This window comes from Actinomadura luzonensis (assembly GCF_022664455.2).
GTDB classification, from domain to species: Bacteria; Actinomycetota; Actinomycetes; order Streptosporangiales; family Streptosporangiaceae; genus Nonomuraea; species Nonomuraea luzonensis.
The window spans coordinates 6,024,881-6,038,740 of sequence record NZ_JAKRKC020000001.1 but is presented as its reverse complement, the minus strand read 5'-3'; the positions used below and the strand labels follow the sequence as shown (position 1 = coordinate 6,038,740).

7 protein-coding genes and 2 pseudogenes are annotated in these 13,860 nt (G+C 74.1%); 3 read left to right on the top strand and 6 right to left on the bottom strand.

Annotated elements, in window-relative coordinates; genetic code table 11:
• Position 1 precedes the first annotated feature (1 nt).
• From MF672_RS28615 to MF672_RS28605, 3 genes are all read right to left on the bottom strand, one after another.
• Positions 2 to 3,058, bottom strand: coding sequence for a glycoside hydrolase family 3 N-terminal domain-containing protein (locus MF672_RS28615; RefSeq protein ID WP_242378682.1), 3,057 nt, complete (start codon positions 3,056 to 3,058; stop codon positions 2 to 4).
• Between the two features lie 73 nt (positions 3,059 to 3,131).
• Positions 3,132 to 4,415, bottom strand: a complete 1,284-nt coding sequence (locus MF672_RS28610; RefSeq protein WP_242378684.1) for an alpha-amylase family protein — start codon at positions 4,413 to 4,415, stop codon at positions 3,132 to 3,134.
• A 45-nt stretch (positions 4,416 to 4,460) separates the two neighbouring features.
• Positions 4,461 to 6,974 (bottom strand): DNA gyrase/topoisomerase IV subunit A, encoded by a 2,514-nt coding sequence (locus MF672_RS28605; protein WP_407654748.1) that lies wholly within the window; start codon positions 6,972 to 6,974, stop codon positions 4,461 to 4,463.
• A gap of 131 nt (positions 6,975 to 7,105) precedes the next feature.
• Here MF672_RS28605 and MF672_RS28600 point away from each other — a divergent pair, with 131 nt between their 5' ends.
• Both MF672_RS28600 and MF672_RS28595 read left to right on the top strand, forming a co-directional pair.
• Entirely contained in the window at positions 7,106 to 7,927 is an 822-nt protein-coding gene (locus tag MF672_RS28600; RefSeq protein WP_242378689.1) for a TauD/TfdA dioxygenase family protein, read from the top strand.
• A 36-nt stretch (positions 7,928 to 7,963) separates the two neighbouring features.
• The gene (locus MF672_RS28595) at positions 7,964 to 10,051 is read left to right on the top strand and encodes a RecQ family ATP-dependent DNA helicase (protein ID WP_247815469.1); all 2,088 of its coding nucleotides are present in this window, start codon (positions 7,964 to 7,966) and stop codon (positions 10,049 to 10,051) included.
• 309 nt (positions 10,052 to 10,360) lie between these two features.
• Here the strand turns inward: MF672_RS28595 and MF672_RS52240 are convergent.
• Positions 10,361 to 11,398: pseudogene (locus MF672_RS52240) on the bottom strand (ABC transporter substrate-binding protein); the annotation flags it as partial.
• A 28-nt stretch (positions 11,399 to 11,426) separates the two neighbouring features.
• Here MF672_RS52240 and MF672_RS28575 point away from each other — a divergent pair.
• Positions 11,427 to 11,687 carry a hypothetical protein gene (locus MF672_RS28575; RefSeq protein WP_242378698.1) on the top strand — a complete coding sequence of 87 codons (261 nt, stop codon included), beginning with the start codon at positions 11,427 to 11,429 and terminating at the stop codon, positions 11,685 to 11,687.
• Positions 11,688 to 12,118: 431 nt separating this feature from the next.
• Here the strand turns inward: MF672_RS28575 and MF672_RS52235 are convergent.
• A pseudogene (locus tag MF672_RS52235) lies at positions 12,119 to 12,841 on the bottom strand (serine/threonine-protein kinase); the annotation flags it as partial.
• A gap of 78 nt (positions 12,842 to 12,919) precedes the next feature.
• Positions 12,920 to 13,813 (bottom strand): carbohydrate kinase family protein, encoded by an 894-nt coding sequence (locus MF672_RS28560; RefSeq protein WP_242383605.1) that lies wholly within the window; start codon positions 13,811 to 13,813, stop codon positions 12,920 to 12,922.
• Positions 13,814 to 13,860: the final 47 nt, after the last annotated feature.

Genomic DNA, 13,860 nt, shown 5'->3' with positions numbered 1-13,860 from the left:
GTCAGCGGGCGGCCTGGGCCAGCAGGTCCACCGCCTTCCTCAGGTGCCCGGCGGCCAGCTCGTGGTCGGCCGTGGCCTGCAGGCCGGGCCGCCGGCCCGCGTCCTGCGCCAGGTCCCGCGCCACCGAGACGACGGCGTCCTGCTGGGCGAAGGCGGCCGTCCGCGAGCGTTCCAGCAGGGACGCGGCGGCGCCCACGGCGGCGAGGACCGCCCGGGCGTCGCGCACCGAGCCGTCGGCGTTCCAGAGGCGCCCGGCCAGGGCGAGCGTCAGCGCCGCCGCGGCGGCTCTGGCCGGGCCGTCGCCGGCGGCCAGCTTGTCACGCGCCGCCTTGAGCCGGTCGCGGGCCGGGTCGGTGCGCAGGCCCCACCCGTACGGGAACAGCGGGTCGTAGGCGGCGTCGCCCACGTTGATCGGGATCTGGTCCACCGAGCGGAACCAGGTGAACGGCAGCCGCCCGGTGTAGGGGACCGCGCCGAACAGCGGGTCGGCCACGCCGGCCCCCTCGGTGCCGGGCAGCCAGGCGGCCACCACGGCCTCGACGCCCGACAGGTCGCCCAGCAGCATCGGCCGGCCGGAGACGACGAGCACGACGCACTTCATCGCCCCGCACACCTTGTCCACGGCGGCCCGGTCGGCGGCCGACAGCTCCAGCGTGCGGCCCTGGCGGCCGACGTCGCCGAAGCCCTCCGCGTACGGCGTCTCGCCGACGACGACCACGCCCACGTCGTGCCCGGCGAGGCCGGCCGAGGCGTCGCGCGAGTACGTCACGGAGGCGGCCCGCTGCCGGATGGCCTGGAGGATGGTCGTGCCGGGCGTGATCGGCCCGGACGAGCCCTGCCAGGTGATCGTCCAGCCGCCGCTCTGGTTGCCGATGTCGTCGGCGTTCGAGCCGGCCACGTACACCTTGGCGTTCCGGCTGAGCGGCAGCAGCCGGCCGTTGTTCTTCAGCAGCACCTGGGACCGGGCGGCGGCGGTGCGGGCCACCGCGCGGTGCGCCGCGGAGCCGACCTCGCCGAGGTGGGTGCGGTCGGCGTACGGGTGCTCGAACAGGCCCAGCCGGAACTTCTGGGTCAGGATGCGCGCGACCGCGTCGTCCACCCGCGACATCGGCACCCGTCCGGCCGCGAGCTCGGCCTGCAGCGTCGCGACGAAGTCGGGGTAGGCGTACGGCACCATGATCATGTCGAGGCCGGCGTTGACCGAGGTGCGCACGTCGCTCGGGTAGTCGCCGGGGATCTGGTCGATGGCCTGCCAGTCGCTGACGACGAAGCCCTTGAAGCCGAGCCGGCCCTTCAGCACGTCGGTGATCAGCTCCTTGTGGGCGTGCATCTTCACCGGCCCGTCGCCGAGGTCGACGCTGGAGAACGACGGCATCACGCTGCCCACGCCGCGCCGGACCGCGGCGGCGAACGGCGCCAGGTGGATCGCCTCCAGCTCCTGCCGGGTGACCCTGGTGACGCCCTGGTCGATCGTGTAGTCGCCGCTGGTGGAGGAGCCGTAGGCGGTGCCGCCGTCGCCGACGTAGTGCTTGGCGGTGGCCAGCACGCCGTGGTCCTGGAGGCCGTCGATGATCGTGGTCATGCGGCTGACCAGCGCCGGGTCCTCGCTGAACGACTCGTAGGCGCGGCCCCAGCGGTCGTCGCGAGAGACGCACAGGCACGGCGCGAAGTCCCACGGGACGCCCGTGGCCTTGACCTCGCGGGCGGTGACCTCGCCCTCCCGCGCCACCAGATCGGGGTCGCGGGTGGCGCCCATGCCGACGTTGTGCGGGAAGATCGTCGCGCCGGCCACGTTGTTGTGGCCGTGCACCGCGTCCACGCCGTAGATCAGCGGCACCTGCAGCCGGGTCTGCCGGGTCTGGAGCTGGAAGGCGTCCACCATGTCGGCCCACGCCTCGGGGGTGTTCGGGGTGGGCGTGGAGCCGCCGCCGGACAGCAGCGAGCCGAGCTTGTAGGCGGCGATGTCGCTCTGCTTGGCCAGCGCCAGGCGCTCGGCCTGGGTCATCTGCCCGACCTTCTCCTCCGTCGTCATGCGGCCCAGCAGGTCGGCGACGCGCTCGCGGACCGGCCGGCGGGCGTCCAGGTACGGCAGCCCGTGCGCGTTGACGACGATGACGGGGGCCTCGGCGGGCGGGCGGGCGCCGGCGGCGGACAGCTCGACCGGGATGGTCTCGGCCACCTCGTCCTCGCCGTCCTTGAGGATCGTGACGGTGAACGACCGCGCCGAGCCGGACGGCGTGCCGGCGGGGAAGGTCAGCGTGCCCTCGGCGGGGGTGTAGTCCTTGCCGGGGGTGGCGGTGCCCGTTCCGGTCCGGTACGTGACGGCGAGGTCGGCCGCGAGGGGCGCGCCGGTGGCCGTGGTGACCGTGACGCTCACCTTGGCCGCCGCCTTCTCGTCGACCGGGTAGACCGGCCGGTCGGTGCTCAGGCGGGCCGGGCGCGGGGGAGCGGTGCCGTACAGGGCCACGTCGTCCCACTCCAGCGTGCCGGAGGCGGTGGGCAGGCGCATCGCGTAGCCCCACATGGCGACCAGGTCCAGCTCGCCGTCGGTGGGGGCGCCGCCCGGCTGGTAGTCGGCGCGCCGGGTGAAGTCCGCGAACGGCACCTTGACCTGCCGCCAGCCTGCCGCGTCGTCGGTGAAGGACGACTCGAACAGCTCGGCGGCGCCCGGGCCGGAGCCGCCGTCCTTGAGCTCGAAGAAGATCCGCCGGCCGGAGCCCTCGCCCTTCACCCAGAAGGAGAAGCCCTCGTACGGGGACCAGTCCTGGGCGGTCGCCAGGTCCTGCGACCAGCCGCCCCACTGGCTGATGGCGTACCCGCTCCTGAGCACGTGGTTGGTGTCGGGGGCGCCGGGGCGGCCGGCCCCGGGCTCGATCGTGAGTACGGGGGTGGAGGCGGCGTCGTTGCCCCAGGCGGACACGCCGGCGGGGACGCCGGCGGACTCGAAGTCGGCCAGAGTGGGGGAGGCGGCGGCCCGCGCGGGGCCGGCCGGCACGGCGAGCAGCGGCACCAGCAGGGAAAGGGCCGCCGCCCATAACGGGGGTCTGCTGCGGAACACGGGGATACCTCCCGATCCAGAGAGCGCTCTCTGCCTATGATCGGCCAAAACCGCGCCCATATCACTGGCCGGATCAGGCCAACGTGAGGATCTTCCACCCGTGCGCCGGGACGAGGCAGGGGTCGCCGCCCGGCTCCGAGGCGTCCGCGACCGCGAGCCCGGCGGCCGGCAGCGGGAACCGGTACGGCTCGTCACCCACGTTGAGCAGCGTCAGGACGCGACCGGGCCCGGCGCCCTCCGGTGCGGCGCTCTCCAGCGCGGCGGTGGTGTTGGTGAGATGGGGCAGGCTCGTGCGCGCCCGCACCAGCCACGGATGGCGGCGGCGCAGCCCGATCAGCCGCTGGTGCAGCCGGTAGACCGGCCACCCCGCCGGGCTCAGCTCCTCCGGCCGGTCGGGGAAGGCGGGCCGGACCGCGTCGTCGCCGCCCGCCCGGTCCTCCTTCACGCCGCGAAAGCCCTGCTCGTCGCCGTAGTAGACGCTCGGCAGCCCGGCCACCGTGAACAGCACCGCGAGGGCGTGGCCGACGTGGCGCTCGTCGTCGAGCCGGCTGGCGAGCCTGGTGACGTCGTGGTTGCCGGCGAAGGTCAGCGGCACGAACGTCTCCAGCAGGGCGTCGTGCCGCTTCAGCGCCCAGGCCAGCTCGAAGAGGTTGCCGTCGTTGAGCGAGCTCCACAGGGCCTTCCACAGCTCGTACTGGGTGACCGAGTCGAGGCCGCTCTCGGCCACGTAGCCGGCGTAGTCGCCGTGGATCACCTCGCCGCCGAACCACGCCTCCGGGTGCAGCGGGCGGACCTGGGCGAGGGCCTTGTGCCAGAAGGCGGCCGGCATCGCGTACGCGGCGTCCAGCCGCCAGCCGGACGCGCCGCGCGCCAGCCAGTGGTCCAGGACGCGGACCACGTGGTCGAGCACGTCGGGGTGGTCGTGGTTGAGCGTGACCAGCCCGTGGTGGCCCTCGAACACGCGGTGCCCGTCGCCCTCGCGGACGAACCAGTGCGCGTACGCCGGGTCGCCGAAGAACGGGTGGCCGCGGCCCACGTGGTTGAACACGCCGTCCAGGACGATCCGCAGCCCGCGGGCGCGGGCGGCCGCCACCAGGCGGTCGAAGTCGGCGTCGTCGCCGAGCCTGGGGTCGATGCGGAAGTGGTCGAGCGTGTCGTAGCCGTGGGTCTCGGCGGCGAAGACCGGGCCGAGCTGCAGGCCCGAGCAGCCGAGGTCGCGGGCGTAGTCGAGCCAGCCCTCCAGCTTGCGCAGGCGGTGCGCGACGGGGGCGCCGGGCGGCGGGGCGGCTGTCTCGGCGCCGGTGAAGCCCAGCGGGTACACGTGCCACCAGATCGCATGCTCTTTCCAGGACGTCACTCCAGTGAGCGTACGTGCCCCGCCCCCCACCCGGGCCCCCGGCGGTCAGTCGCCGTCGGCCGCCTCCGGGCCCGCCGCCGCCGTCGAGGCGGCGCTCGGCGGGGTGCCCGGCCCGCCGGCGAGGGCGCCGCCGACGGCCCCGATGGTGTGGGTGAGCCGCACGCCGGACCCGTCGCGCCGCCCCAGCTCCTCCGGCAGCGGCACCGGCTTGCCGACCGCCGAGACCGCCTTGGCCGGCGCGGGCCCGGCCCACGCCAGCAGCAGCTCGTCCTCGCCCTTGAGGAAGCGCTGCGCCCGCACGCCGCCGGTGGCCCGCCCCTTGGCGGGGAACTCGGCGTAGTCGGACACCTTGCCGCCGCCCACCTGCGTGCCGGGCAGCGCCGTGGACGACCCCGCGACCGTGACCACCAGGCTGGGCCGCTCGGGATCGACCGCCCCGAACCAGATCACCCGCGCCCCGCCGTCCAGCCGGATGCCGGCCATGCCGCCCGCGGGCCGGCCCTGGGGCCGCACCAGCGAGGCGGGGTAGCGCAGGAGCTGCGCGTCGGAGGAGATGAACACCAGGTCGTGCGACTCCGACTCCAGCTCGGCGGCGCCCACCACGGTGTCGCCGTCCTTCAGCGTGATCACCTCGAAGTCGTCGCGGTTGGCGGGGTAGTCGGGCACCACCCGCTTGACCACGCCCTGCGCCGTGCCGAGCGCCAGCCCCGGCCCTTCGGGGTCGAGCGAGCCGAGGCCGACGACCTTCTCGTCGGGCTGCAGGGAGACGTACTCGGAGACCGGATGGCCGCCGGACAACGACGGCGGCGCGCCCGTGGCCGGCAGCGTCGGCAGGTCGACGACCTGGACCCGGATGAGCCGGCCGAGCGAGGTGACGACGCCCACCTCCCCGCGTACGGACGTGCGCACCGCCGAGACCAGCACGTCGTGCGCCGACCGCTCGCCCTCGCCGGGCAGCGGCGCGGCGTCGGCGGTGCGGGCCAGCAGCCCGGTGGACGACAGCAGCGCCAGGCACGGGTCGTCGGCGACCTGGAGCTCCACCACCGCGGTACGGCTGACGCCCGCGGCGTCCAGCAGGACCGTGCGGCGCGGCGTGCCGTACTTCTTGGCCACGTCGGCGAGCTCGCCGGAGACGACCTGGCGCAGCTTGGCCTCCGACGACAGGATCTCGGTGAGCTTGGCGATCTCGTCGGTCAGCGTCTCCTTCTCCCGGTCGAGCTCCAGCTTGTCGTAGCGGGTCAGGCGGCGCAGCGGCGTGTCGAGGATGTAGGCGGCCTGGATCTCGGTGAGGTCGAAGACGTCCATCAGGCGGCCGCGCGCCTGCGCGGAGTCGTCGGAGGAGCGGATGACCTGGATGACCTCGTCGATGTTGAGCAGCGCGATGACGAGGCCGTCGACCAGGTGCAGGCGCTCCTCGCGCTTGCGGCGGCGGAACTCCGAGCGGCGCCGCACGACCTCGACGCGGTGGTCGACGTAGACCTGCAGCAGCTCGCGCAGGCCCAGCGTGCGCGGCTCGCCGTCGACGAGCGCCACGTTGTTGATGCCGAACGACTCCTCCATCGGCGTCAGCCGGTAGAGCTCCTCCAGCACGGCCTCGGGGATGAAGCCGTTCTTGATCTCGATGACCAGGCGCAGGCCCTTGTGCCGGTCGGTGAGGTCCTTGAGGTCGGCGATGCCCTGGAGCTTCTTGCTGGTCACCAGCTCCTTGATCTTGGTGACCACGCGCTCGGGGCCCACGTTGTACGGCAGCTCGGTGACGATGATGCCCTTGCGCCGCGGGGTGATCTGCTCGACCGTGCACTTGGCCCGCATGCGGAAGGTGCCGCGCCCGCTCTCGTAGGCGTCGCGCACGCCCTGGAGCCCGATGATCGTGCCGCCCGTGGGCAGGTCGGGCCCCGGCACGAACTCCATGAGGTCGTCGAGCGTGGCGTCCGGCTTCTTGATCAGGTGGCGGGCGGCGGCGACGATCTCCACGAGGTTGTGCGGCGCCATGTTGGTGGCCATGCCGACCGCGATGCCGCTGGTGCCGTTGACCAGCAGGTTGGGGAACGCCGACGGCATGACGACCGGCTCGGTCTCCTGGCCGTCGTAGTTGGGCTTGAAGTCGACGGTGTCCTCGTCGATGGACTCGACCATGAGCATGGCCGCCGGGGCCAGCCTGGCCTCGGTGTAGCGCATGGCGGCCGGCAGGTCGTCGAGCGAGCCGAAGTTGCCGTGGCCGTCGACGAGCGGCAGCCGCATGGAGAACGGCTGCGCCAGCCGGACCAGGGCGTCGTAGATCGCCGAGTCGCCGTGGGGGTGCAGCTTGCCCATGACGTCGCCGACGACGCGCGAGGACTTGACGTGGCCGCGGTCGGGGCGCAGGCCCATCTCGGCCATCGAGTAGAGGATGCGCCGCTGCACGGGCTTCAGGCCGTCACGCGCGTCGGGCAGAGCCCGCTGGTAGATGACCGAGTAGGCGTACTCCAGGAAGCTCGTGCGCATCTCGGAGGAGACGTCGATGTCGACGATGCGTTCCTCGAAGTCCTCGGGCGGGGGTGCTGTCGTGCGTCGGGCCATGTCGAACATTGTGCCGAAGGTATTCGGGTGCCCGCGACCTACAGGCGATACGCGCGCTTTCTCCCCACTTGACCAAGCAATTGCTTGGGTCGTACGTTCGGGGCACCGGTTCCCCTGACTCCGGAGACGTCATGATCGAGTTCCATCCCGTGACCAAGCACATCGGCGCCGAGGTCACCGGGGTCGATCTGCGCAAGCCGCTGTCGCAGGAGGAGGTCGCCACGCTGCGCGAGGGCTGGCTCAGGCACCTCGTGCTGTTCTTCCGCGACCAGCACATCGACGACGAGCAGCACCTGCAGTTCGCCCTGAACTTCGGCACGCTCAACCACCCCGCCTTCAAGAAGGACGCCGACAGCCCCATCCACGTCCTCGACCAGACCTCGCCCAGGGGGGAGGGCGGCGACGAGTGGCACAGCGACAACACCTTCGAGCCCACCCCGCCCATGGGCTCCCTGCTGCGCTGCGTCCAGCTCCCCGAGGTGGGCGGCGACACCTGCTGGGCCAACACGTACCTGGCCTACGAGTCGTTGTCCAAGCCCCTCCAGCGGCTGTGCGACGAGCTGACCGCCGTCCACGACATCACCATGTCGATGAAGAAGGCCATCTCCAAGGGGCACCCGTTCGACCTGGCCGAGATCCAGGCCAAGTGGCCGCCGATCGAGCGGCCGGTCGTGCGCGTGCACGCCGAGACCGGCAGGAAGGCGCTGTTCGTCAACCGCTCGTCCACGACCCGCCTGGTGGGGCTCACCGACCGCGAGAACGAGGCGCTGCTGCCGCTGCTGATCGACCACATCCGCTCGCCCGAGTTCCAGTGCCGGCTGCGCTGGCGGCCGGGCACGCTGGCCTTCTGGGACAACCGGCCCACCCAGCACTACGCGGTCGCCGACTACACCCAGCGCCGCCGCATGCACCGCGTCACCATCAACGCCTTCCCCGAGCACGCCGACAAGTAGGCGCGAAACGTCGGGGGAAGCTGGTAACAAGGAGGCATGATTGATGCCCCCGACGCCGAGGTGCTGCGCGACGAGGCCGAGGAGCGCCTGCGGGCGCTGGCCGGCGAGCACGCCGTGCTCCGTGACGACCAATGGGCCGCCATCGAGGCGCTGGTCGTCGACCGGCGCCGGGTGCTCGTGGTGCAGCGCACCGGCTGGGGCAAGTCGGCCGTCTACTTCGTCGCCACCGCGCTGCTGCGCGAGCTGGGCGAGGGCCCCACCGTCATCGTCTCGCCGCTGCTCGCCCTCATGCGCAACCAGATCGCCGCCGCCGAGCGGGCCGGCATCAGGGCCGTCACCATCAACTCCGCCAACCCGGAGGACTGGGAGGAGGTCTACGGCCAGGTCGCCGACGGCCTCGTCGACGTGCTGCTGGTCAGCCCCGAGCGGCTCAACAACCCCGACTTCCGCGACAACGTGCTGCCCGAGCTGGCCGAGAGCGCCGGCCTCGTCGTCGTGGACGAGGCCCACTGCATCTCCGACTGGGGCCACGACTTCCGGCCCGACTACCGCAGGCTGGCCCGGCTGTTCGAGGAGCTGCCGCCCGGCATCCCCGTCCTCGCCACCACCGCCACCGCCAACGCCCGGGTGACGCGCGACGTCGCCGAGCAGATGGGCGAGGGCACCCTGGTGCTGCGCGGCCCGCTGGAGCGCGAGAGCCTGCACCTGTCGGTGGTCCGGCTGCCGTCGGCCGAGCAGCGCCTGGCCTGGCTCGCCCAGACGCTGCGCGAGCTGCCCGGCTCCGGCATCGTCTACACCCTCACCGTCGCCGCCGCCCACGAGGTCGCCGGCTACCTGCGCGAGCAGGGCCACGAGGTGGCCGCCTACTCCGGCCAGACCGACCCGGCCGAGCGCCTGGCGGCCGAGGAGGCGCTGCTCAACAACAAGATCAAGGCGCTGGTCGCGACGAGCGCGCTCGGCATGGGCTTCGACAAGCCCGACCTGGGGTTCGTCGTGCACGTCGGCGCGCCGCAGTCGCCGGTCGCCTACTACCAGCAGGTCGGCCGGGCCGGGCGCGGCGTCGAGCGGGCCGAGGTCATCCTGCTGCCCGGCACCGAGGACCGCGACATCTGGGCCTACTTCGCCTCGCTGGCCTTCCCGCCCGAGCCCGTCGTCCGCGCCGTCCTCGCGGCCCTGGCGGAGCGCGGCGTCATGTCCACCCCCGCCCTGGAGACCGCCGTCGACCTCAGCCGCAGCCGGCTGGAGATGATGCTCAAGGTCCTCGACGTGGACGGCGCCGTCCGGCGGGTCAAGGGCGGCTGGGAGGCCACCGGCGAGGAGTGGGCCTACGACACCGAGCGCTACACCCGCATCGCCGCCGAGCGCCGCGCCGAGCAGGAGGCCATGCTCGGCTACCTCACCACCGGCGAGTGCCGCGAGCAGTACCTCCGCCGCCACCTCGACGACGACGCCGCCCGCCCCTGCGGCCGCTGCGACAACTGCACCGGCAGGCACCGCTCGGCCGACATCGCGCCCCAGGCGATCGAGCAGGCCCGCGAGCGGCTGAGCCGGCCCGGCGTCGAGCTGGAGGCCCGCAGGCAGTGGCCCACCGGCCTGCCCGACCTGTCCGGCCGGATCAAGCCCGAGCTGGGCGCCGAGCCGGGCCGCGCGCTCGGCCGGCTCACCGACATCGGCTGGGGCAACCGGCTGCGCGAGCTGTTCCACGGCGGCGACGGGCCGGTGGGCGACGACCTGCTGCGGGCCGTGGTGCAGGTGCTGGCCGCCTGGGAGTGGCGCGAGCGGCCGGTGGCCGTGGTCAACGTGCCGTCCGGGTCGCGCCCGCAGCTCGTGCGCTCCTTCGCCGAGCGGCTGGCCCAGATCGGCCGCCTGACCTACCTGGGCGAGCTGGGCTACCGCGCGGGCTCGCCCGGGCAGCAGTTCAACAGCGCCAAGCGGGTGCAGGCGATCCGCGCCACGCTCGCCATGCCGAAGGACCTCGGCGGGCGCATCGCCCAGTGCGGCGGCCCGGTGCTGCTCGTCGACGACCGCGTCGACACCGGCTGGACGATGACGCTGGCCACGGCCCTGGTCCGGCACGCGGGCGCGCCGGCCGTGCTGCCGCTCGCCCTGGCCACGGTCAGCTGACGCCCATCGGCAGCGGGTCGTAGCCCGCGCGCACCGGGTCGACGTGCAGGTTCGTCGCGCGCGGGCCGCGCAGCAGCGGGCGCTCTGCCACGACAGCGGCACCAGCACCTTCTCCGCCGCCAGGCGCTGCTCCACGCGCGCCCACAGGCCGGCCCGCGCCGCCGGGTCCGGCTCGGACCTGGCCCGCACGAGCAGCTCGTCGATCGCCGGCACCCGGACGCTGACGTTGACCGACGAGGTGCTGGTGATCGCCGAGCTGTCCGCGACCGGCGTCAGGAACGGCTCCGGGTCCGGCCAGTCGGCGCTCCACGCCTTGGCGACCAGGCCGACCTTGTTCTTCCTGAGCCAGGCCGGGTTGCCGCCGTACTTCTGGTGGAAGTCCACCACGGGCTCCGGGCGCAGCGTGACGGTGATGCCCGCCTTGGCCAGCGCGGCCCGCACGGCCTCCGCCGCCTGCCGCTCGTGCCCGACGTCCCGGTACAGGTAGGTGGCGGTGAAGCCGCCGGAGCGCCCGCACCGGCGCAACGACTCGCGGGCGGCCCGCTCGTCGCCGTCCGGACGCAGGTCGGGGTCGGCCTGGCGGGGGCCGGGGATCGTCGGGGGCAGCAGCGACGTCGGCACGGGCGTCCCGGTCAGGTCGGTGCCGTAGGCGGCGCGGAGGGCGTTCAGGTCGAGCGCGCGCACCACCGCGCGGCGGCACTCGACGTCGCCGAACGGCTCGACCTGCGGATCGATCGACAGCGTGTGCACCAGCCCGGTGAGCGGCGCGTCCGCCCGCGCCTTCAGCGCCGGGTCGCCGAGCACCGTCCGCACGTCCGCGTCCGCCAGGGGCGAGGCGGCCTCGGCCCCGCCGTCGCGCAGCCGGGCCAGCGCCTGGCCGGGGTCCACCGCGAAGTCGACCTGGTAGCGGTCGGGCAGCGGCCGGCGGTTGGGGTCGGTGGCCTGGTCCCAGCGCGGGTTGCGGGTCAGCACCACCTGGCGTTCGGTGACGCTCTCCAGCTGGTACGGGCCGGACGCCAGGACGCTCCTGGCGTACTCCGCGCGGGTGTCCCGGCCGGCCGGGACCGGGACCGTCTCCGGCAGCTGCGCCACGTTGTCGAAGGCGGCGTAGGGCGCTTTGAGGTGGAAGACGATGGTCCGGTCGTCGGGGGTCTCGATCGCCGAGTCCGGCTCGCCGCCCGGCCCGGTGAAGGGGCCCTGGTAGCCGGCCGGCAGGTCGAGCAGGAGGTCGAACAGGCTCGACCCGTTGACCAGGGCGGGGTCCATGCTGCGCAGCACCGCGTGCTTGACGTCGCGTGCCCTGATCGGGGTGCCGTCCTGGTAGGTCAGGCCGGCGCGCAGCCGGTACGTCCACGTCCTGCCGCCGTCGCGCGGCGTGCCCAGCGCCTCGGCGAGGTCCGGCACCGCCTGCGTGCCCGGCGCGCCCGGGGCCGGGCGGAACATGGTCAGCGCGCGGCCGTACAGGCGGACCAGGGACAACGACTCCGGCAGGTACATGTCGCCGGGGTCGGTGGACTCCAGGGACGAGACCGACACCAGCCGCACCGTGCCGCCCGTCCGCGCCGACCGGTTGACCGTCGTGCCGATCGCCGCGCCGAACCCCGTCACCGAGGACGTCGCGGGACCGCGCGCCTGACCGGCGGAGAGCGGCGGGCCCTGCGTCACCAGCCACACCACCACGCCGGCCAGCAGGGCCACGGCTCCGGCGCCGATCGTCAGCCGCCTGCGCGGGGGCAGGAGGTCGATCATGAAGCCGAGGGCCCGCGGCGACATCGGCCACCACCGGCCGTCCCGCCCGCCGGAGCTCCCCGCCCCGGCCGGCGGGGGAGGACCCGTCACCCGCTGCGCGGGCGACGGGGGCGCGGGCCGCGAAGGAGCGGGCGTCCTCGCGGGGCCGGGCGCCGCCAAGGGGCCGGGCGCCGTCCCGGGGGCGGGCGGTGGCGCGGGGGCGGGCGGTGGCGCGGGGGCGGGCGGGGGTGGCGGGGAGCCTGCCCGGATCAGCCCGTGGATGAGCTGCCCCGCCGTGGGCCGCGCCCGCGGGTCCTTCGCCAGCGCCGCCCGCAGCAGCGGCACCAGCTCGCCCGGCAGCCCGCCCAGGTCGGGCTCCAGGTGCAGGATGCGGTGCATCAGCACGGGCACCGGCCCCACTCCGAACGCCCCGCGCCCGGTGGCCGCGAACACCACCGTGCCCGCCCAGGCGAACACGTCCCCGGCCGGCGCCGTCTCGCCGAGGAACTGCTCCGGCGCCATGAAGGCGGGAGTCCCCACGACCCCCGTCGTCAGGCTCTGACTGGCGTCCAGCGCCCGCGCGATGCCGAAGTCGATCACCCGCGGCCCGTCCGGCCCCAGCAGCACGTTGCTCGGCTTGAAGTCGCGGTGCACCACCCCGGCCTCGTGGATGGCCCCGAGAGCGGTGGCCGTCGCGATCGCCAGCCGCATCAGCGCCGCCCCGCGCAGCGGCCCCTCCGCCGTGACCCGGTGCTGCAACGAGGGCCCCTCGACGTACTCGCCCACGAGGTAGGGCCGCCCGTCGAACGCCCCCGCCTCCAGGACGCGGGCCGTGCAGAACTCGGCCACCCGCCGGGCGGCGTCCGCCTCGCGCCGGAAGCGGCGCACCGCCTGCTCGTCCTCGGCGAACCTGGCGTGCAGCAGCTTGATCGCGACCTGCTCGCCCTCGGGGGACACCCCGAGGTAGACGCTGCCCTGGCCGCCCTCGCCGAGGAACGCGGTGACCTCGTAGCGGCCGACCGACGCGGGGTCGCCTGGCCGTAACGGACGCACGCCGCGCATCCGGCTCCTCGTGTCGCGTCAGGCGGCTCGGGTACTTCCCGCGCCCACCTTAGCGCCGCCGCCCGCGCGAGGAGGAGGCTAGAACGGCGGCCGGGCGCCCAGGTGCATGATCGCCTTGGCGGCCAGCCGGCAGCCCGACGCCAGCGCCTCGGCCGGCGGCTTGCCCTCCAGCCACGGCGGCAGGAACCCGGCGCAGAACGCGTCGCCCGCGCCCGTGCCGTCCACGATCTTCTCGACCGGCTCGGCGGCGGCCCGCACCGGCTCGGGGCGGCCGTTGCCGTACCACAGCGCGCCCTCCTTGTTCATCTTGATCACGACCTGCGGGAACCAGGCCGTCAGCACCTTGGCGGCCGCCTCGGCCTCGTCGCGGCCGGTCAGCACCTTGGCCTGGTCGATGTTGGCGAACAGCAGCTTGGCGCCGTTGGTCCACTCCAGGAACGGCTCGGCGCCGGTGCGCTCCAGCGGCGCCGCCGAGGCGCAGTCGACCGAGATCGACATGCCGGCGCGCCGCGCCATGTCGAGCGCCGCGAGGCCCGCCTCGCGCGAGCCCTCGTTGATCAGCGTGTAGCCGGACAGGTGCAGGTGGGCGCCCGAGGCGAACAGGTCGCGCGGCAGGTCTTCGGGCGACAGGGCGGCGTTGGCGCCGGGGTCGGAGAGCATGGTGCGCTCGCCCTTGTGCGTGACGAGCACCACGCAGGTGCCGGTGGGCCGCTCGGGGTCCATCACCAGGCGGGCGTCCACGCCGTAGCCCATCAGCTCCATGTCGCGGTTGCGGCCGGTGATGTCGGCGCCCCTGCGGCCGATGAAGGCGACCTCGGCGCCCTCGACGGCCAGCCAGGAGGAGATGTTGGCCCCGGAGCCGCCGCCGTGCATGGTGACGATCGCCGGGGTGTCGCTCGCCCGGGCGAGCGCATAACGGGCGCGCGCGACCGCGTCGGTCATGAGATCGCCCACCACGACGACCCGCGTCATGATGCCACCACCTTGCTGCCTTCAGAACGACCCTGGCCACGGCAAAA

Excerpts from the sequence above, each read along its gene's own strand:
- MF672_RS28560 (WP_242383605.1), bottom strand. The coding sequence starts at position 13,813 with ATGACGCGGGTCGTCGTGGTGGGCGATCTCATGACCGACGCGGTCGCG.
- MF672_RS28600 (WP_242378689.1), top strand. The coding sequence starts at position 7,106 with ATGATCGAGTTCCATCCCGTGACCAAGCACATCGGCGCCGAGGTCACC.
- MF672_RS28605 (WP_407654748.1), bottom strand. The coding sequence starts at position 6,974 with ATGGCCCGACGCACGACAGCACCCCCGCCCGAGGACTTCGAGGAACGC.
- MF672_RS28595 (WP_247815469.1), top strand. The coding sequence starts at position 7,964 with ATGATTGATGCCCCCGACGCCGAGGTGCTGCGCGACGAGGCCGAGGAG.